Source organism: Burkholderia sp. Ax-1719 (assembly GCF_011753055.1).
Classification (GTDB): domain Bacteria; phylum Pseudomonadota; class Gammaproteobacteria; order Burkholderiales; family Burkholderiaceae; genus Paraburkholderia.
Genome location: NZ_VWWJ01000004.1, coordinates 162,401 through 182,663, shown reverse-complemented (window position 1 = coordinate 182,663; position 20,263 = coordinate 162,401). Strand labels below are relative to the sequence as shown.

Annotated in this window: 16 protein-coding genes; 6 read left to right on the top strand and 10 right to left on the bottom strand. The window is 63.0% G+C overall.

From position 1 onward, the window contains the following. Positions 1–2: 2 nt before the first annotated feature. Positions 3–2,417: a penicillin acylase family protein gene (locus F3J17_RS10335; protein WP_167057786.1), complete on the bottom strand. Its 2,415-nt coding sequence runs from the start codon at positions 2,415–2,417 to the stop codon at positions 3–5. Between the two features lie 391 nt (positions 2,418–2,808). On the opposite strand from F3J17_RS10335, the gene F3J17_RS10330 reads away from it, so the two are divergent. The 3 genes from F3J17_RS10330 to F3J17_RS10320 all read left to right on the top strand — a co-directional run bounded on the left by F3J17_RS10330 (position 2,809) and on the right by F3J17_RS10320 (position 5,863). Further along, on the top strand, positions 2,809–3,426 hold the full coding sequence (locus tag F3J17_RS10330; RefSeq protein ID WP_167057054.1) for a hypothetical protein: 618 nt from the start codon (positions 2,809–2,811) through the stop codon (positions 3,424–3,426). Positions 3,427–4,017: 591 nt separating this feature from the next. Then, on the top strand, positions 4,018–5,172 hold the full coding sequence (locus F3J17_RS10325; protein WP_167057051.1) for a porin: 1,155 nt from the start codon (positions 4,018–4,020) through the stop codon (positions 5,170–5,172). Between the two features lie 289 nt (positions 5,173–5,461). Then, complete coding sequence (locus tag F3J17_RS10320) at positions 5,462–5,863, top strand: DUF4148 domain-containing protein (protein WP_240160893.1); 402 nt, start codon at positions 5,462–5,464, stop codon at positions 5,861–5,863. 132 nt (positions 5,864–5,995) lie between these two features. On the opposite strand, the gene F3J17_RS10315 is transcribed toward F3J17_RS10320, so the two are convergent. Next, the gene (locus F3J17_RS10315) at positions 5,996–7,177 is read right to left on the bottom strand and encodes a divalent metal cation transporter (protein ID WP_240160892.1); all 1,182 of its coding nucleotides are present in this window, start codon (positions 7,175–7,177) and stop codon (positions 5,996–5,998) included. A 322-nt stretch (positions 7,178–7,499) separates the two neighbouring features. Next, positions 7,500–8,921, bottom strand: a complete 1,422-nt coding sequence (locus F3J17_RS10310; protein ID WP_167057044.1) for a cytochrome P450 — start codon at positions 8,919–8,921, stop codon at positions 7,500–7,502. 111 nt (positions 8,922–9,032) lie between these two features. Between F3J17_RS10310 and F3J17_RS10305 the strand changes: the two genes are divergently transcribed. Both F3J17_RS10305 and F3J17_RS10300 read left to right on the top strand, forming a co-directional pair. Further along, positions 9,033–9,971, top strand: a complete 939-nt coding sequence (locus F3J17_RS10305; protein WP_167057041.1) for a helix-turn-helix domain-containing protein — start codon at positions 9,033–9,035, stop codon at positions 9,969–9,971. A gap of 142 nt (positions 9,972–10,113) precedes the next feature. Then, positions 10,114–10,914: a PhzF family phenazine biosynthesis protein gene (locus F3J17_RS10300; protein WP_167057038.1), complete on the top strand. Its 801-nt coding sequence runs from the start codon at positions 10,114–10,116 to the stop codon at positions 10,912–10,914. A 24-nt stretch (positions 10,915–10,938) separates the two neighbouring features. On the opposite strand, the gene F3J17_RS10295 is transcribed toward F3J17_RS10300, so the two are convergent. From F3J17_RS10295 to F3J17_RS10285, 3 genes are all read right to left on the bottom strand, one after another. After that, positions 10,939–11,160: a hypothetical protein gene (locus F3J17_RS10295; RefSeq protein ID WP_167057035.1), complete on the bottom strand. Its 222-nt coding sequence runs from the start codon at positions 11,158–11,160 to the stop codon at positions 10,939–10,941. 69 nt (positions 11,161–11,229) lie between these two features. Further along, complete coding sequence (locus F3J17_RS10290; RefSeq protein ID WP_345891162.1) at positions 11,230–12,117, bottom strand: EamA family transporter; 888 nt, start codon at positions 12,115–12,117, stop codon at positions 11,230–11,232. A gap of 124 nt (positions 12,118–12,241) precedes the next feature. Continuing rightward, positions 12,242–13,390, bottom strand: coding sequence for a ParB/Srx family N-terminal domain-containing protein (locus tag F3J17_RS10285; RefSeq protein WP_167057032.1), 1,149 nt, complete (start codon positions 13,388–13,390; stop codon positions 12,242–12,244). A 377-nt stretch (positions 13,391–13,767) separates the two neighbouring features. Here F3J17_RS10285 and F3J17_RS10280 point away from each other — a divergent pair, with 377 nt between their 5' ends. Continuing rightward, complete coding sequence (locus F3J17_RS10280) at positions 13,768–16,965, top strand: EAL domain-containing protein (RefSeq protein WP_167057029.1); 3,198 nt, start codon at positions 13,768–13,770, stop codon at positions 16,963–16,965. Here F3J17_RS10280 and F3J17_RS10275 read toward each other — a convergent pair. The 4 genes from F3J17_RS10275 to F3J17_RS10260 form a co-directional block, all read right to left on the bottom strand. Continuing rightward, positions 16,962–17,408, bottom strand: a complete 447-nt coding sequence (locus tag F3J17_RS10275; RefSeq protein WP_205194721.1) for a hypothetical protein — start codon at positions 17,406–17,408, stop codon at positions 16,962–16,964. The genes F3J17_RS10280 and F3J17_RS10275 overlap by 4 nt on opposite strands. Positions 17,409–17,598: 190 nt before the next feature. Then, positions 17,599–18,516, bottom strand: coding sequence for a DMT family transporter (locus F3J17_RS10270; RefSeq protein ID WP_167057023.1), 918 nt, complete (start codon positions 18,514–18,516; stop codon positions 17,599–17,601). 17 nt (positions 18,517–18,533) lie between these two features. Continuing rightward, entirely contained in the window at positions 18,534–19,325 is a 792-nt protein-coding gene (locus F3J17_RS10265; protein WP_167057020.1) for a DUF2182 domain-containing protein, read from the bottom strand. 40 nt (positions 19,326–19,365) lie between these two features. Next, on the bottom strand, positions 19,366–19,968 hold the full coding sequence (locus F3J17_RS10260; RefSeq protein ID WP_167057017.1) for a DUF1326 domain-containing protein: 603 nt from the start codon (positions 19,966–19,968) through the stop codon (positions 19,366–19,368). Positions 19,969–20,263: the final 295 nt, after the last annotated feature.

Here is a 20,263-nt window from a genome sequence, read left to right as displayed (position 1 = left end):
GCTTATTCGGCGCGCAGCGTCAGCGTATGGACCGTCGGGCCGGGCAGGAAGGGCGTGGCATTGCCCTGCACCCACGCTTCATGTCCCGCGATGAAGTATGGCGACATGGGATGCCCCGACTGCCCGCCCGGCATTTCGAAGATACCCTCCCGCTCACGTCCCGGCGACACCACGAAACGCTCCGATGCACCAAACGCCGGCAACTGCACGCGCGGCATATTGATGTCGCCGGGCAGCGGATCGGGCGGCGTGCTGAGCCAGCCGCGTACCCAGGGCAGCCATGTCGGCAGCAGGCGCGCGAAAGGATGCGCAATAGCCGATCGATTGTGCTCGCCCCAGCGCGCATCCGCGAGCTTCGTGTCTTTCGGCAACTGGGCGATTGCGTGATCGATGCGATCGAGCATGAAAGCGCGCCAGTCCGCAAAGCCGGCGGGTATCCACGCATGATGGTCGGCGAGTATTTCCATCGTCGCGCCGTTGCGCGTGTTGGCCGCGCGATAGCTGAGTTCTGGCGCGACCGTACCCAGATCCTTGTCGAGTGCGCCGAACCATGCCTCGTAAAGCGAAAAATAGAACGCTCGCACCAGCCGGTAGCCCACGGCGTCGACATCCGCGCGGCCATTCCAGGCTTCGACCAGCCGCCGGAATTCCGCACGTTCCGGATGCCCATCCAGCGCGTGTGTGTCCAGCGCATCAAGCACGACCCGGCGCCAGTATTCGATCCAGAAGGCGCGATCGTCGGTCTGCACCGCCAGCATGTCGCGTTCGCTGGCGTGCGGCAGCGCAAGCAGATCGTTGCGGATCTGCGTGGCACGCGCGCCAAGGTCAGTGCCGGCATCGCCAATGCGCGTCACCTCGGACAGTGGCAGCGTGCGGTTGTTAGCGGTCCAGAGACGGCCGATGGACGGATTCACACGCACGGGATAGGCGTCGCCGGACAGATAGCCCTGCCACCCTGCATAGGTATCCGAACTAAATGGCATTCCATCGAACGCCGCCGCACTCGCATTGGAATCGACAAAGTGCGGCAGCGGCCCAGCCAGCGTCCAGCCGATATGACCTTGCGCGTCGGCCACCGTGAAATTCTGCGTCGGCACTCCGAAGGTTGACGCGGCATGCAAGGCGTCGGCCATGTTCTCGATGCCTTCGAGACTGACGAGATTCAGATTGACCGCCTGCGGGTCCTGCGCGACCCAATGCAGCGCATACACGTGCTTGCCGACTACGAGTTGCGGCCCCCAGCGCGTCTGCATAACCGGCAAATCGATGCTCGCACCGCCCTTCACATCGAGGCGTTCGTGGATCACCTGAGCGCTCTCCCACGCGCCGCCAGGCGCGCGGTAGCGCTGCGGATTGGCGGGGTCCCGCTGCAAATCGACCAGATCGACGAAACGGCCATAGCTGTTCGTGAACGCCCATGCGATATGCCCGTTGCTGCCCGCCACCACGAGCGGCGCCCCAGGCAGGCTCACGCCCGTGATGCGCCGCGTACCGCCATCGGGCGCGGGATAAACCAGCGAGACCCTATACCAGATGTTCGGCAACGACAGGCCCAGATGCATGTCGCTGGCGATCAGCGCACCGCCTTGCGTACCGTGCGCGCCGTCGACCGCAAAGCTGTTGCTGCCGATCATCGAACTCACCGCGCCCGCGCCGACGAAACCTGGCACGCCCGCCAGCAGTGTGGAAGCCTGCGCTGCGGCGTCGGGTTCGGCTTGCGCAGCGGACTGCGCCACGCGCAGCCACGGTGGCGATGGGGGCACGGTAACAGCGGATGCGGCGGATGCGGCGCTGCCGCCGTCACCGCTCTGACCGTCGAGTGGCGCATCCCAGTGGCTGGTCCGCGGCAACAGAAACGCGAGCAGATCGGCAGGCACGCGCTCGCGCAATGCCGCGCGCGATAGCACACGCCTCACCTGCTCGTATTGCAGGTCGAAGTACATCGCGTACACGACAAGCAGCGTATCCTCGGCGCGCCAGGGCGTCGGCTGCGTGCGCAGCAGCCAGTATTCGAACGGCCGCGCGCGAAGGGATCGGAGGCCATCATTGACGCCCGCCGTGTAGCGTTCGATCAGTTGCCGCTGATCCGCAGGCAAGGCAGCCAGCGCGGCCTGCGCATGCGCCCGAAACCGCAAGGGCCGATCGCGTCGATCCAGAGGGAGCGCCGCCGCGCCGATGAGCGCGCTCATCTCGCCGGCCGCCACCCGCCGCAGCAGATCCATCTGGAAAAAGCGGTCCTGCGCATGAAGAAAACCGCTCGCATAGGCAACGTCATCGCGCGTGAGGCCTTCGATCGTCGGCACGCCCAGCGCGTCGCGTTGAATTGTCACCGTTGCGGAAAGCGGTGCGGGCTGGGTGCCGTCCAGTTCCGGCAGGCTGGCGCGCAATATCAGCCAGCCAGCCTGAACGACCGCCATCAAAACGACGATGACGACAACCAGCACGATCTTCGGCCAGGCGCGGCGCCGCTTGTGGAATACGGGCCCAGCAGGATCTTTGTGAATTGCGCGCGACACGGTTTGGGCCTACGTGGAAGGGGTGAATGTTCTGCAGTGACATTATGCGGCGGCGCGAAACTTCCGCAATCGCCCTCCGCACGACCGGCGTTCGTTGAACGCCTATGGCGGGCTCACTATAGCCGAAAGCTGCGACGATATTAAACCGTTACCCGCAACGCATTTGCTGCCTCTATCGTGTTCGACACTGCCATCCAGATCGATGACAATGACGCAAATCACGCCAGAAAACCGCTACGGCAAGCGCCATACTCACAATGAATAAGAACACGACGATTAGGAGTGGCAAGTCATGACGCTACAGGACGAGTTGAACGATTTCTATAGCCGATGTGGCTTTGCCCCCTCCAGGGGACCTCACCCGCGCACCGTGCCGGTATTCACGGGCTGCCTGCTCGTGCCCTTGCCCAACATCGAAACCCGCCACCGCTACCTCAAGTATCACGACCTGCATCACATGATGACCGGCTTTAGTGTGGGCCGGATCGGCGAAGGCGAAGTCAGCGCGTGGGAACTGGGTACGGGCTCAATGCTGGCTTCACCGCTGCTCGGCATCATGAATCTGATTGCGCTTTCTACCGGATGGATATTGCAGCCGCGCAGAATGTGGCGAGCATTTTCGCTGGGATGCCGAAGCCGCAATCTCTATAGCCGCCAGACGCGCGAGGCCATCGACAACGCGAGATGGGCGAGCCTGGCGTCATTGCGCGGCGACTTTCTCGGCGACAAGGAAGGACACGCACCCGGCTTATTGCGCGGCGTAGAGTTTGGCGCTTATGTGATGCTGGCCATGGTGATTCACGCAATCATTGCGGTGCCCGCCGTGATCGTTCGGATCGGCAGTGAAATTGCGACGGGCAAGCCCTGGCTGGAAGCGGTGAAACCCACCAAACCTGAGCGCATTTTCTAGCAAACGCACAGAGCGAGTGAATGACGCGACGATGTCATACCATATTGACAGAACGCTCACGCTCCACTCTGGCACGCACAATTCGCCAATGGGCGCCACCGCAATTTTGTCACCAGCTTATTGCGGAAAGTGAATTTATACGCAGATTCGCTTGCCATACAATGCGCCCAACTGTTTTTGTTTCAGACAGTTATCCACGCTTTATAGCCCCGCTCCTGTAGCGGGGCTTTTTTCATTGCGCGCATTCGTCGCACTTTGCCCTCGTTTCAGGCGTTTTTCACCGCCAGTTCAAGTTCTGCACATCCGCAAGCGCCAACCCAATTGGCTCTCGCCTTCCGCAATGCTTGCGTGTCGATCTTAAATCTTCCCAACGCGTAATATTTTGCCGCTGCGAGCACAATTTCCACGCTCAAGTCATTGATTCGATAAAACTAATTGCGCCCGCAACATCATCAGGTCAATCGATCTTGATTATCAGCGGTGTCACAATTTTGCTACGGATTTTTTATTGGGTCTTGCACAGATGCCAATACGCAATATAGCCTTCGGGCCTTGAATCAAAAGCAGTTCCACAACAAATCGGAGTTACAGATGAAATCACGCGCCCTTACTCTCGCAGCGTTTGCCGCGTTCGGCATCGCCGGTGTCGCCCATGCACAATCGAGCGTCACGCTCTACGGTGTTGTCGATACGTCGCTCACCTACGTCAGCCACGCAAGCGGCAGCAAGAACCTCTGGGCGCTGGGCAACAGCAGCTACGGCAACCTGGCCGGTTCGCGCTGGGGCGTGAAGGGTTCGGAAGACCTGGGCGGCGGCCTGAAGGCAATCTTCCAGCTCGAAAGCGGCTTCAACCCGTCGACGGGCGCATCGGGCCAAGGCGGCGCGCTGTTCGGCCGTCAGTCGTTCGTCGGTCTTGCCAGCGACCAGTTCGGTACGGTCACGCTGGGCCGTCAATATGACCCGCTGGTCGACCTGATCCAGGGCATCACCGCCGACAACTACTTCGGCTCGGTGTTCGCCACGGCTGGCGACGTCGACAACTACGACAACAGCTTCCGCGTGAACAACGCAGTCAAGTACGCATCGCCGATCTATCGCGGCCTGCAGGCTGAAGTCATGTACTCGTTCGGCGGCGTGGCTGGCTCGACGGGTTCGAAGCAGTCGTACTCGGCAGCACTCGCCTACAACAACGGCCCGCTGGCTGTTGCTGCTGGCTACTACTACGCTGCCAACAGCGCAGGCGACCGCACCACGTGGTCGAGCACCTCGGACGGCACGTTCGACGGCCCGATCAACAACGGCTACGCAACGGCTCACTCGCTGCAGATCGCACGCGTGGCCGCTCAGTACACGGTTGGCTCGTTCATCCTCGGCGCTGGCTACAGCAACGCGCAATACGCTGCGGACGCGAACTCTGCATTCGACAGCAAGCAGAAGTACAACACGGCACAAGGTTTCCTCGCGTACCAGGCAACCCCGGCCCTGCTGGTTGGCGCTGGCTACAGCTACACGCACGCAAGCGGCGACACCTCGGCGAACTACCACCAGTTCTCGCTGGGCGGCGACTACAACCTGTCGAAGCGTACCGATGTCTACATGACGGCGGCTTACCAGCACGCAAGCGGCACGACGCGTGACGCGGACACGGGCCTCGTGACCTCGGCGCAAGCATCGATCGGCTCGTATGGCTACGCCGGCACGGGCTCGCAGACCCTCGTGAACCTGGGCCTGCGTCACCGCTTCTAAGCGAAGCCTCGAACGTGCGACCGGGTTAATCCAGCCGCAACGTGAAAGGATGCCCGCAACGCTTCCAGCGCTGCGGGCGTTTTTTATGGTGCACGCGGATCGTGTCAATCAATCCGGTGATCCGTGGATTGGCCTGTCTCCGCCAGCAATTGCGTCCCTATTTCGTAGCGCGCGCATCGAATCTTCGCGCCGGTGCATTTCGTCGATTTTGTCGATTTTGTCGATTGTCGCCTTCGTGGCACAGCACATGCGCTAGTGAGCGTACCCTTCGCCACTCCATGGGAGAACGATGATGAAGTCGATCAAGCACCTTGCCGCGGTCGCGGCACTCTTTGCCGTTCCGCTCGCCGCGCTTGCGCAGGCCCAGACGCCAATTGTCGAGCCCGGTCTCGCGGGCAACGACGCGCTCACGCGCGCGCAGGTCAAACAGGATCAGGCACGCCTGGAGCATTCGGGTTACGACACTTCCGTGGGCGATCAGGCCTCGTATCCGCGCCAGGTGCAGGCGGCCGAAGCGCGAGTGGGTCATGAACAGGTGCGCGAAGTGACTAGCGGCGAATACACGCCGCAGGCCAGCAGCGGATACGGCGGCGTGATGTCGGGTTCCGATGCGTCCGGCGCCCCAGTACAGCCCGCGCAACCCGCGCACACCGGTGCGCCTGGAATGAAGCCGACGTATTTCGGCAATTGATGGAGCACGCCGTGTAAAAAGGCCAAAAAGACCTATTGGCATGAACCGGCAAAGCGCGGCATTCAAAAAATGCCGCGCGCTTTCATGACGATTTCGAATGCCAAAGACAAGTGCTAGCGTTAGGCCCTCAATCTATAAGGGCCGCCATCCGCGAATCGCACCCCAGACGCCCGCCGCGCTCACAATCGAGCCCACGACAATGACGAGCCACAAATAAAGCCCTTGCGGCCGATGCGCCTTCGGCAATACCGTCATGCTGAGCGCAACCAGCATCACCACCACGAACGGCAACATCAACGCATTGACCACCTGCGCCGCCACGTTCAGCGACACCAGATCCGGCGAAAGCCACACGAAACAGGCGCTCCCCGCAACGGACAGCGCATAGGCCGCGTAAAACCATGGCGCACGCGTTGGGCGCGCTTCGAGCGAGGTCTTGTAGCCGAATACCTCGCCAAGCCCCCAGGCAAGCGCCAGTGAGCTCACGATGGCGGCCACCAGCGCCGCACCCAGCACGCCCGCGCCAAACAAAAGGCGCCCTGCGAAAGGGCCGAGTTCAGCCACCAGCGCATTGCCGATTTCGCCGATGCTGCCCAGCGAGCGCGGCTGCCCATGCGCCGACAACGTCGCTGCAGCGGCGAGCAGCACCGCGCCAGTCAGCAATTGCGTCAGCACGGCGCCCACTGCGGTTTCAATTCTTGCCGATGCGAGATTCTTCGCGCCGGACGCAGCCCCGCCCGCCGTATCCGCCACCGCCGCCTGTTGATAGAACACCATCCACGGATTGAACGTTGCGCCAATCAGCGCCGCCGCCAGATAGCCGAATTCTCGATCGCCAATCGGCAAATGCGTCATTTCCCGCACCATGAGATGGAATTGCGGGCGCGCGCTCCACGCGACGGCAAAGAACGCGAGATCGAAAACGCCGATGGCAATCGCGATACGGTCGACGCGCCGATGCGAACCCGTCAGCACGATGCCAAACAGCGCCACCACCGCAAGCGGCAGCGAAACGACGCGCGAAACACCGAACATTTCCCCGACGCCGGCCACGCCCGTGAATTCGGTCACGAGCGAGCCGAGCACGGCCACGATCAACCCGGCTGCGGCCAGGCCCGCACATAGCGGCCCGAATCGCGCGCGCACCAGTTCACCGAAACCGCGACCGGTAAATATGCCCAGCCGCACGGTGAGTTCCTGAACCATGTAAAGCAGCGGCACAAGCGCCAGCAGTACCGGCAACAGGCGCAGGCCCGTTTGCGCGCCTGCCTGCGCGGCAGTCACGACGTTGCCGGCATCGCAATCCGCCAGCATGACGAGCAATCCCGGGCCCCATGTTGCGAACCGGGTAAGTCCGGCAGTCAATCTCGCATTGTGGAGGGAGAAACGGGTCATGCTTTTTGAAAGGATGTGGAGGCGGCTGGCGTCTGCAAAGGTTCGTGCAGGCGTCGGACGATTGTAGCGTGCGAGCGAGAACGCGCTGCGCTAATAGGTCCGCGAATTGCTCGCGCGAAGACCCTACGTCTAGCCTCCCCAGCTCCCCCTCATCGGCCATGCACCCCATCGCCGCCACGCCAGCGCGTTTGCCGCGTAGGCCATCATGGTTGCGCAATGCGTATGGACAGCCAAGGCGCAATCATCGTCGCTGCACGATCGCCAGATGCATCGGCAGTTCGGGCCGTAGCGTCACATTGAGCACCGGGCGCGGCGGCGCTGCACCATCCGGCACGGACAGCGTAAATCGTTGCAGCAACATGGCGGCAATCACCGTCATCTCGTTCATCGCCAGATGCTGCCCCAGGCACACGCGCGGTCCTGCGCCAAATGGGATATACGCGCCTCGTGGCACATCGGGCATCCCGGCCGGATTACTTGCGAAGCGCTCGGGCCGGAACGCTTCGGGATCGGGAAACCACCGCGGATCGTGATGCATCAGATGCACGGGGATCATGAAAAGCGTACGCGCGGGCAAGGTCCACTCGCCCAGTTGCACCGCGCGCGTGGCGCGGCGGCTAATGAGCAGCGGCGCCACGGGATAGAGCCGCAAGGTCTCCTTGATCGACTGCGCCAGATAAACCAGTTCCGGCAGGGTTTCGGCGCCCGGCGCCCGGCCTTGCAGCACGCGCTGGACCTCATCGCGCGCACTGCGTTGCGCATCGGGATTCGACGCCATGCACCACGTCCACCACACCAGCGTCGCCGCAGTGGTTTCGTGTCCTGCGAGGAAGATCGTCATGCATTCGTCGCGCACGTTCTGCATCGATAGAGCCGATCCATCATCGCGCGATTGCAGGAGCCGGGTCAGCAGATCGTCGGGCCATGCTTCGCGCGCCAGCTTCAGGCGGTTCTGCAAATGCCGCTCGATCAAATCCTTCAGAGTCCTTAGCGCCTTGCGCTTCTTTCGCTTCCACGGCATCCAGTCCGGCATGCTCGCCGGCCAGTAGAATTCCGCGTTGGCAGCCGCGCTCGTCACGCGGATGGCCTGCTCGGCCACACGCACGTCCTCGCCGATGTGGCTCGAAAAGACCATCTGGAGGATCACGTCCATAGTCAGCATCGTGAGCGCACTTTCGATGGACCAGTTGGCGTCTTCGCCAGGCCACTGCGCGAACGCCTGCGTGGCGGCAGTCACGATCGTCGGCGAAAAGCCTTGCACGGCCTTGGGCGAAAAACCCGGAACCAGTGCGTGACGGCGACTGCGCCAGGCTTCGCCTTCGGCGGTCAGCACGCTATGCCCGTGCACCTGCGAGAATACGCGGATGCCGCGCTCCCAGCGTATCAATGCGTCGTGATGCGTCACGAGCAGTTCGCGCGCGAGTTGCGGATCGGCGACCACGACCTCGTGCTCGGGCCAGATACGCAGATGCACGATATCGCCATAGGTCTGTTGCCACGCGGCAAGCGTACCGGGTAAATCGCGCGACATGGCGATCAAATGACGCCAGCCGGTAAGACCCGTCTTCGGACCGGGTGGCCAGCTTTGCCGGGAATCCGCCGGCGCGGCGTCCGGCGGCGAGCTTCGATGAAACGGGCATTGATGCTCAGAGGGCATATTCATGGCTTCACGAGTCCTGGTGATCATGGACCGGATTCTGGACCGGCAAGCGCACGTTTTCTTGAACGCAAACGACATCGACAGCCTCACTCAGCCTGCCTATACTGCGCGCTCATGACTCCGATGCCAACCCTTTCGAGCTACCCCGATCCGCTCGCGCGCGCGCCGCTGGTATCGCAGGACGAACGGCAACCGTACTCGCGCCTGCATCTCGCGCCGCCCGGCCTGCAAGGCGCGGTGGTTGCCGTGCTTTGCCACGATACGCGCGGGTTCGAGTTGAGCGACGCCCAACGTCTGACGCACTTCCCCGCTTCGCCGATGGTGAGTCTGAGCTGGTTCCATGACGTCGATGCGGGTCGCATCGAGCAGAGCGGGGAAGGTGAAAGCCCCCTATGGACGCCGTTCAACGCGGCTGTCGTGCTCTCAGGCAGTCATTCCCAGCCCAGCACATGCTGGGCGCGCAACGGCGGCCGCGTGGGCATGATCTGTTTTGAAGCCGATGCCGCACAGGCTTTGTTCGGCGTCGATCTTTGCGCGATTCAGGACGTGATCGTCGACGCGCGCGCCTTGCTGGGCCCCACATGGCATGCGCTATTCGACGCGCTGCTCGCCTCGGACAGCGACGCCGCAGCGCTCGCGGCGCTACAACATCACCTCACGCCGCGCTGGCGCGCGCTCAGCGGCGCGAGTCCGATCCTGCCGTCGCTGCGCGAGGCAGGCCGCTATTGGGTCAAGCGGCTCGCCTGGCAGGCGCATGAATGGCGGCGCTCGCATAGCCCGCGTCATGTCGAACGGCGTATCAAGGCATATAGCGGACGCTCGTTGCGTGAATGGCAATCGCTCGTCAAAACGGAGGGGCTGTTCTTTAACGTGCGCGCGCAATACGAAGCCGGCGAAACGCTGGACTGGGCCGCCATCGCGCACGACGAGGGTTTTGCCGATCAGGCGCATTTAAGCCGCGCCGTCAAGCGCAGCACCGGCTTCTCGCCCAACGAATTCGCGCGGCGCTTCGCCGAGGACGAATCGTTCTGGGTCTATCGCTTATGGGTGTGAACGACCGCAACTGACAAGCCAATTCCGGCTTTCGATCATCGCAAACTGTACATGTGCATCGGCGTATCGCATTGATATCGTGTGTGACGAATACCGCTGCCAGCCGCGGGCCTACCTTCTTCGTTAAACGGGCGCACGTCACATGAAACTGCCGATCTATCAGATTGATGCATTTGCGGACGAAGTCTTCAAAGGCAACTACGCAGCAGTCGTCCCGCTCGAACGCTGGCTGCCCGACTATTTGATGCAGGCCATCGCGGCAGAGAACAATCTTTCCGAAACGGCGTTTTTCATCAGGAATGCCAACGGTGCCTTCGAAATCCGCTGGTTCTCGCCGCTCACCGAAATCGCCTTTTGCGGGCATGCCACGCTGGCTAGCGCATACGCGATCTTCAAGCGCAATCCCGATCTGGAAGTGATCGAATTCGTGGCGGCGGCAGTCGGTCGGCTCACGGTGTGCCGCACAAAAGACGGCCTGATCGAAATGAGCTTCCCGCAGCGACGCCCTGAACGGCTGACCGAAATCCCGGCCAATCTGCTGCAAGGATTGTCAATCAAGCCGCTGGAAGTGCTGATCAACCAGCAAGCCTATGTGGCGGTCTATGGCTCAGAGCAGGAGGTGCGATCGGTCGTGCCCGCACTTGACCGACTGAAAACATTGGGACCACTCGATGTCGTCGTCACCGCTCCCGGCGATGCGCACGATTTTGTCTCGCGCTATTTCTGGCCCGCCAATGGCGGCGATGAAGACCCCGTCACCGGATCGATCCACGCGGCGCTCGCGCCGTTATGGTCGCAGCGACTGGGTAAAGCCGATCTTGTGGCGATGCAGGCGTCGCATCGCGGTGGCGTGCTCTACTGCCGCGTGGAGGCCGACCGCGTGCATATTTCGGGCCACGCAGTTCAATATCTGGAGGGGACGATCGAAGTCCCGGATGCGTAGACGCGACGTGATCCGCAGCCGCGCCTAGACCTTCTGCAGCACGAAATTCGCCGCCGCGTAGCGCGCGTTGCAGTTCCAGACCTCCTGACCGTCTCGGTAGAAAGTCGCCCAGCCATCTTTCACGGTCATTTGCGCGCGCGGGAAGACCTGATCGTGGCCATTCGCGGCGGCCGAGAGCGGGTTGTTTTCGCGGCAAATCGCCAGGTATTCGCCGTCTGCCGGGGCGTCTGTTTTTGCTTCGTCCATCCTGTGTTGCCGATTCGCGGTTGATTCAATCGCCGAAGTCTATCACCCGCGGAAGCACCGCCCTTGCATTTACCGCGACGGCAACGTCATCGCGGCGACGCCCGCAACCACGCATGCCATCCCGAGCCACGCCGAAGCGGATAGAGACTCGCGCAGAAATACCATGCTGATCGCCACACCAATCGGCACCCGTAGATAGGCCTGCGCCGTCGTGCCAACCGATCCAAGCGTCTGCACGAGCCGGAAATAGATCACGAGCGCCAGCGCTGTGGAGAAGATCGCCAGCGCCAGCAAGGCCATCAACGATGCCGACGAAGGCCGCAACGTCCACGGCTGCTCGACACACAGGCTGAGCGGAACCAGCAGCAGCGCGCCGATCAGGAGCGACCCCGCAGCAGGCGCGGCAGGCGCAAGCCCCTTGAAACGCCGTCCGTAAATCGCTGCCGCCGCATAGCAGACGGTCGCCGCGACGATCGCCAGTTGCGGCACGAGTTGCCGCCCTAACCCTCGCAGTGCGCTCACGCCCACCACCAGGCAGGTCCCGCCCAGCCCCAGCGCCACGCCAAACAACTGACGCCGGGTCACAGGCTCGTGTCGGGTAATGAGCCATGCGCCGAGAAAGGCCAGCACAGGTGACGCTGAATTGAGGATGGTGGCGAGACCCGCTTCCACCGAACGCTCCGCCCAGGCGATCAGCGTGAATGGCATCACGCTGTTCAACAACGCCTGTACGAAGAAGCTTCGCCACACCTTGGTTTCGCGCGGCAGAGGCACGCGATGAAGTCTCATCCAGAGCAGCAGCAACGCTCCAGCAATCAGCGTTCTTGCCGCAATAAAGGTGATCGGCGGAATAGTGGCGACGCCAACCCTGATGAGCGTGTACGACGCGCCCCACAGTATCGATAGCGTCAGCAGCAAAACCAGGTCGAGCGTGACGGGATGTCGTGTGCTGATCACTTCGATTGCACCTTTGCGAATGCGCTTGTTCGAAAGTATGCAATCGCCCGCTGGTCGATGTTTCAGCGTGGTGTGGAATGTGGAATGCCGCCGGGCGCGCAGCCCGGCGGCATCGACGCCGGCCTTACTGGATGCCGTGACGCGTCTTGTAGTCGAGCGCGTAGGCGATCTTGCCCGGCTTCGAAGCGCTAATCGGCTTGATCAGATCGCCGAAATTGCCCTTTGTATAGGCCTTGCCCGCGTTCACCTGCGCAAGACGGCCGAGTTGCGCCCCCGTGAAGCCGGAAATCTCGCCGTCGGTCGAGGCCACCATCTTCACCGACGCATTCCACACCGCGTTCAGATAACCCGTGTCGGCGGTAGCGGGATCAGGGTCGGTCGTGCCCGCCTTCGTCAGCGTATAGCCGGTGAGCGGGAACGTCGTGCGCAGCCAGTCGGCCCAGTAGAACTCAAGGAAATCGGTCGAGGGCGTCGGCTTGCTATAGCCGATATCGCGCGTGAAATAGACCAGCGAGCGATAGACATCGTTCTGCATGCCGAGCTTCAGGCCCAGCCCCGTCGGCAACTGGTCGGGCGTGATGGCCGCGCCGTTGGCGTCCTTGAGCCGCGTATAGCCGCGGCTTTGCATCTCCGCCCAGAAAGTGCTGCCCGAATAGGCGCTGAGATTGTCCTTGACCACCACGTGAACGTGCACGGTGGGGCCGCCGTTGGGCACTTCGTAGTACGTCGACGAGCCGTGGTGTCCATCGGTCAGATACAGCGTGTCGCCGTTCGGCCCGATCACGACGGGATTGAGCACCGACGTGTCGCGCTGGCTCGTATCCGTGACCGTGCAGGTATAGGAGGTGGCATCGGTGAGCGTCGAAGTCGACGTCGAGCCGTTGCTCGCCAGACCCGTGAGGCCTTCGTCCGCGCAGAAATCGTCGAACTCCTTGGTCATGTCGGCTTCATAGCGGCCGAGCTTGTAGTAGATCTGGTCGTAGCCCAGCGACGCTTGCGTTGGATGCAGATCGCCCAGCGTCACGTCGATCACCTGGCCTGCCGCTGCGGCCTGCCACTTGCCGGGCGTCGTCGCGGCGGGTTGCGAAGCGGTGTCGGGCGTGGTGGCGGGCGTAGTCGCGGCATCCGAAGCGCCGCTCGAAGACGTGGCCGAATCCGCCGTGGCGGCTTTGGCCGTGGAAGCGGGATCGCCGCCGCAGGCCGTGAGTGCAAAGACCGAAACGAGAGAAATAAGCGAAGCCGCCAGCGCGTGCCTGCTGGAAGTGATTGTCATGAAAAGCCCGGCAAATGAAAGAATCGTAATGAATTCGCAGTGTGCCGGGCAATAATGAAAGTTATGTGAAAGATTAATGCATGCGCAACGATTGGGCGCGATGCCTGCCCGCACGGCAAGTCATGACAGCTTGTTGCGCAAGCAACGGATCAGGTTCGCGCTTGCACTTCGAAGTCGCGCCATGTCAGTGCGCCACCGCACCAACGTGAAGAATCTGCACGCCAGCACGGTGAATTGAAACTATCCCGCTCAAGCACGCGCACAGCCTTGCCGTTACGCAGTAGTAAGCCGCGCTCTAAAACGTGGCACTGATATTGGCCACGTCGATTTACCGTTCAGAATGCGGCGTAACCCTTCGTGTCATCCTGGCGCATGCGATGAAGCACAATCCGTTTATCCGACTGCTCGGGCGCTTGCGCGTGGGCCGCAAGCTGCTGCTGATCTATCTGCTCGATCTGAGCGCGGTCGTCTATATCAGCAGCATCCTGATTCACGAAAAATATATTTCGATCGATTTCTCGCAAAAGGAAATCATCGGCAATACCTATCTGGCGACGGTGCGCGAAACGCTGGTCGATGTCGCCCTGCGCGGCGCGGGCGGCAGTTTCGACACGAAGCACATCGAGCAGACCCGCACTGCGCTCGCCCGCGCCGAGCAGCAATACGGCGCCAACATGCAAAGCGGCGAGTTGAATACACGCTTGCGCAGCGCGCTCGATGCGCTCTCGCATGCACCGCGCGCGGCGCAATCCACCGCCGTGCGCGATGCGCTCGAAGCCTGCCGCGATCTGATCACGCGCGTGGGTAATCAGTCGAACCTCATTCTCGATCCGGATCTCGACAGCTATTACTCGATGTCGCTGTCGATCCTGCGCTACCCCGCCCTCCTCGACGCCGTGGACGGCATCGGCCATCGTCTGCACGAGGGCAGCCGCGATGCGCAGCAACAGCGCGAACTGAGCACGCGCTATCTCGTACTCGAAGGCCAGCTCGACGCCGTTGCGCAAGGGCTACGCTCCGACTTCGCCGAAGCGGGCGCGGCGAACGAAGACGTGAAGCTGGCACTCGCCATGCCGGTCGCGCAATTGCTTGCTGCAATCGAAACGTATCGTGGCGCGGCGCGTCTTGCGGTCGCCAACGGTGGCGCGGACGATGCCACGCGCGCGGCGGCAGATGCGGCCCAACAGGCGTTGGTCGCGCGCGTGGGCGATGCCTGGCGCGCCACCGGCGCGGAACTCGACACACTGCTGCAAACACGCGTGAGCGGCCTCTTTTCGCGCATGTGGCTGCATCTGGGCACGGCCCTGTTCCTGCTGTGCGGCATTCTCTCGATGGTCTATCTGGTCGCGCAGCAGATCTCGCGGCCACTGCGTCATCTCGCACGCGTGATGGATACCGTGCGGCGCACGGGCGATCACCGCCAACGCGCAACGTGGCACAGCCAGGATGAAATCGGCCAGCTCGTGAGCGGCTTCAACGACATGCTGGCGCAGCTCGATCACGAACGCGACGTACAAAAGGAGCTCGCCGCCACGGCGCGCGCCTCGGAAGCCCAGCACGCGCTGGTGGAAGCCACGCCGGTGCCGATGATGGTCACGGCCGTGCCGGGCCACGAAGTGCTGCACGCCAACCATCCCGCGCTGTACTGGCTCAATGGCTGCACGTCCGACCCGTGGGCATACGGACTCGATTCGGCGGTGCGGGCGCGCTTTTTCCAGCAGCTTTCGGATCGCGGCGCCATCGACGAATTCGAAGTGCGCTGGATGGCCAGCGTCGAACCGACGTGGGCCATGCTCTCCGCGCGCCGCCTCACTTTCCAGGGCCGCGACGCCGTACTCACCGCCTTCACGCCGATCAACCAGATCAAACTGATGGAGCAGCGTCTGGAACTGTGGGCCAAGGTGTTCGAGGCGTCGTCGGAAGCCATCCTCATTCTCGACAGCGAGCGCCGCCTGTTGACCGCCAACGCCTCGTTCTATCGCGCAACCGGGTATCGCGCGGGCATCATCAGCGGGAAGCTGCCGCAATTCATCGTCGCCAGCGGCAACGGCGAACCGTTGATGGCCCAACTGACTGCGCTGGTCGATATCGCCAGTGTCTGGAACGGCGAAGCCGTGGTGCGCCGACGCGCGGGCGGCGACTATCCCGCGTGGCTCATGATCAGCGCCGTGCGCGACAAGCGCGGCAACGTCTCGCACTACATCTGCACGCTGATCGACATCACCGACCGCAAGAAAAGCGAAGCGCGCATCCAGTTCCTCGCCGAGCACGACGTGCTCACCGAACTGCCCAATCGCGCGCTCTTCACGAAGCGCGTGGGCGGCGCCATCGAACAGGCGCGGCTCACGCGCGGGCGCGTTGCCGTGCTCTTTATCGACCTCGATCGCTTCAAGGACATCAACGACACCTTCGGCCACCACGCGGGCGACGGCCTGCTGCGCTCGGTTTCGCGGCGGCTGCTGCAATCGGTGCGGGCGGGCGATACGGTCAGCCGTCTGGGCGGCGACGAATTCACAGTGCTGCTCGGCGATGCGGGCGAAGCCAGCGATGTCGCGCGCTTGATCGACGAGCGCCTTCTGCCGCTGATGCGCGAACCGCACATGATCGGCGGCAGTACCTTGCAGGTGGCGTGCAGCATCGGCATCGCGCTGTATCCCGACGACGGCGACGATATCGAAACGCTGATGCAGAACGCCGATGCCGCCATGTATCGCGCGAAATCGGCCGGGCGTAATCTGGTCAAATTCTTCTCGCGCGAAATGGCGGAAAGCACGCGCCATCGGCTGGAACTGGAAACGCATCTGCGCACGGCGATCGAGCGCGACGAGCTATGGCTCGCGTATCAGCCCTGCGTGCATGCCGCGAGCGGCGAACTGATGAGCGTGGAAGCGCTGCTGCGCTGGCAGCATCCGCATCTGGGACCGGTGCCGCCAGCGGACTTCATTCCGATCGCGGAAGACACGCGGCTCATTGTGCCGATTGGCGCGTGGGTGATCGACGAAGCGTGCCGCCAGATCGCGCGCTGGCGCGCGGCGGGACTGCCAGAAATACGCGTGTCGATCAATCTTTCGGTGGTGCAATTGCGCGACGATGCGCAACTGGTGAACCGACTGCGCGACAGCCTCGCGGCCCATCGCGTCGAAGCGGGCAGTCTCGAACTCGAAATCACGGAAACGGTGCTGATGGAGAGCGTCGACCGCTATCTGGGCGTGGTCAACGAGATTCGCGCGCTAGGTGTCAAGCTGTCGCTCGATGATTTCGGCACGGGCTATTCGAGCCTGAGCTATCTGCATCGCTTTCCGCTCGACCGGCTCAAGATCGATCGCGCTTTTGTGAATGGCCGGCTGGAAGCCAGCGCCGATCTGGCGGTGATCCGCGCCATCGTCGAACTTGGCCACGAACTGGGTTTGCGGGTGGTGGCCGAAGGCGTCGAGCAGGCACACGAGGCCGAGGCGCTCAGGCGGATTGGCTGCGACGAATTGCAGGGCTTTCTCTATGCGAGACCGTTGCCGCACGAAGCGCTTGCGGACTGGCTGCAATCGCGCGCCGACGCCTGCGTGGACGAAGCGGTCTAGCTTGTCGAAGCGTTCGGAGTGCCATTAGAAGCGCCGTTAGAAGCGCCAAAGCAGCGCCCGCACGAACGCGCCTGGCCGAGACGCAGGCGTCCGGCGCTCACGCTCACTTCATTGCCGCATTCGCAGCGGCACACCCACAGCCCATCGCCGGCGTAGCGTTCGGTCGTCAACTGGCCGAAGACTTCCCCGCCCTTGAGCGACGGCGAGCCGGGCCGCGAGCGCCAGACGCGGCGCTGCTCACCGCAGCCGCAATCGCGCGTCTGCCCGCTCTCCACCTCGGCGAGCGTTGCGCTCAGATGCGAACCGCAGCGGCACTTCCAGAGCCACACGTTCGCGCCGCGATATTGCAGCGCAACGAGATCGCCAAAGGCGCGACCGGTAACGTCGCGACTCGGCGGAAATGGCCATGCCGGGGGCAAAGGGGGACGGATTCGCTGGTTCACGAAAGATAAATGGGGTTCGGCGTCGTACTCTCAAGCGTAACGCTTCTCCTCGAATTCGTGGGAACGCGCCTACGCTCAGTGGGGACAGAGCCAATCCGGCCATCATAAATCGTGAACACATTTAAAGGCGAGTGGCAAAGCAGGCGATGCGGGGTTGCGGGTGCGCTGGGCTGTCTCGGCGATCCATAGCCTAATGCCCGCGCTTGTGCTCCTCAACGGAAGCGGGCAGAACGCGCTCAACCTGCATTCGCCCCGCCAGCGCAAGTGCAATGCCGCCAAGAATCGCGATCGACGCACTCACCAGCCGCATGGAAATCCCTTCCGACAAAAACGCCACGGCCCCGAACGCCGCGATCGGCGGCACCGAGAGTTGTACGGTCGCGGCGCGCATCGCGGAGAGGCCCTTGAGCGCCGCATACCAGATCACGTAGCCGATGCCCGACGTCAGCGCGCCCGATGTCATCGCCAGCGCAATGCCGGCTGGCGCGACGTGAAAGCGGCCATGCAACAGCAGGCTCAGGATCAACGCCATCGGAGCGGCACGCAGGAAGTTGGCCGCCGTGGCCGCCAGCGGATCGGCGACGCCTCGCCCGCGCAATGAGTAAACGCCCCATGCGACGCCCGCCGCGCTCATCAGGACCGCGCCCCACGGTTGCGGCGCGGTGAGGCCGGGCGAAACCAGATAGAGCAGTCCCGCGAGCGCCAGCGCGAGACCGAGCCATGCAAGCGGCGCGAACTGCTCGCCCGCGCGCAGGCCCGACGCGAACATCGTCAACTGGACCGCGCCGAACAGGATCAACGCGCCCGTCGCCGCACTCACGCTCAGGTAGGCGAACGAGAAGAACGCGACATAGGCGAACAGCATCGTTGCCGCGAGCCAGTCCGCCTTCGGCTGCTGCGCACGGCCATGACCCAGACGCACGAGCATGCTCAACATGGCCGCGCCGCACACCAGCCGGATGCTGGCGAAACTCGCCGCATCAATGCTCGCATGCTGCAAGGCCAGCCGGCATAGCAACGAATTGGACGCGAACGCCACCATTGCTATGCATGTAAGCAGCACCGTGCGGGCGACGGGCGGCGGCAAACGATCCGTACGCGCATTCATTCGGACTCGCAAGCGAATCAGGCGTGAGTTGCAACCAGCAGAGCGGACCACACCAGCAAAGCTGCGCCTAGCGGCGCGCTCAAGCGCCGTCCCCACGCGATATTTTTCTCGACGGCCATCACGCACGCGAGCACCAGCATCCAGCCGAGACTGCCCGCACCGACGACGAACATCAGCAGCATCAGCGCCCAGCAGCATCCAACGCAAAGGAGCCCATGGCGCAGGCCCAGAACGAACGCCTCACGACCCGGCGCGCGGCCACGCCAATGGCCGATCACGAAACTCAACGGCGTGCGGCATTGCTCCAAGCATCGGTACTTGAGTTTGCTGAACTGGAACGCGCCCGCCAGCGCCAGCGTCGCCGCGCCGATCAACCATCCATAGCCGATCATCGCGGGCACCCGCGCGATGCCGTCCAGCAGCAGCGTGTGCAACCCATGCGCGAGCAAACCGAATGCGCTCCACACCGCGACATAGCCGACAAACAGCAACCACAGCAGACGCAATCGATCGGGCCGCCCGGTGACGATGCGCTCGACCACGCTAAAGAGCGAAAGCGTGGTGGGCAGCATCATCGCCATGATCATGAGCGTCCATGAGAGCGCGTAGAGCAGCACCTGCAGAACCGGCGATCCACCAGGAATGGCGCGGCACAAGCCCGCGCCCGGCCCCGACGACAGCGCGTCGCCATGATCCAGATAACGCCCGTAGGGACTGCGCGCCCACAGCCACAAGGTGATCCACGCGAGCAGCACCATAGCGCCGAGCACGGGCACGAAGATGCGCCGATGACGCGCGGCAGCAGGCATGGTCGACTCGTGCGTCGCCAGTACAAGCGAGCGAGCCGCGTCAGGCGTCGAAGCGGAACGTGCTCTGCAGCGCGTTGTGATCCTTCAGGCTCACGTCGATGCCCAGTGCCTTGTTCATCGCGCGATAGACCGGCGCCTTGCCGACAAACACCGGCGCGCCGGGAACCGTGGAAAACACGGTGTCGGTCAAGGTCGTGGTCGCGCCATTGGGTCCCGTGTACGGCTCAAGATCGGCGTGGTAGTCCTGGCCGATCTTGAGCGTGCCTTTGCCGCCATTGACATCGAACTGGATCGGCGCGCGCTCGACTGAAACCACATTGCCGATCAACTTGGCGAGATCGGCGACCGGGCCGCCCGCCTGCCCTGTGTAGACCTTGAGAAGCGCCGCCTCCTGTTCATCGGTGGCGTGGTCGCTGAGGTAGATCGCCACCGACCAGTCGCCTTTCAGGACGTTGCCGGGGATCTGGCAAACGGCGGCGAGCGTGTTGCCCGCGACATCCACGCCGTCGATCGTGCCCTTGTCGAAGTGCCATGAAACGATGGACTGGCAAGTGCCGAAATCGGGATCTTCGCCGATCCAGCAGGGACACAGCACGCGACAGTTGCAAACCTCTAGCAGACGGCCTTCAAGGTGGTAGCTCATCATTGCCTCCGTTGGACACGGTCGATCAAGGCCGGCTACCGCAAATGGGTAGCGCCGGGCAGCACTTGACAGCGAAAGGGTGGCGGGAAGGGAAAAGGCGTGCGGAGAACGGATCGGATGAATACCGGAAAGCGCTGCCAATGCGAAAACTGCGTGTCGATCTTTATTGTAGAGAGCAGCCAGGGGTATGCAAGGCGCATTGTTCGTGCCTGGGTTGCGACTTACCGTGGCTCCCCCATTCCGTCATGACCGTCCTTTCGGACGACAAATCCCTCCAAATCCCTCCCCCGACCAT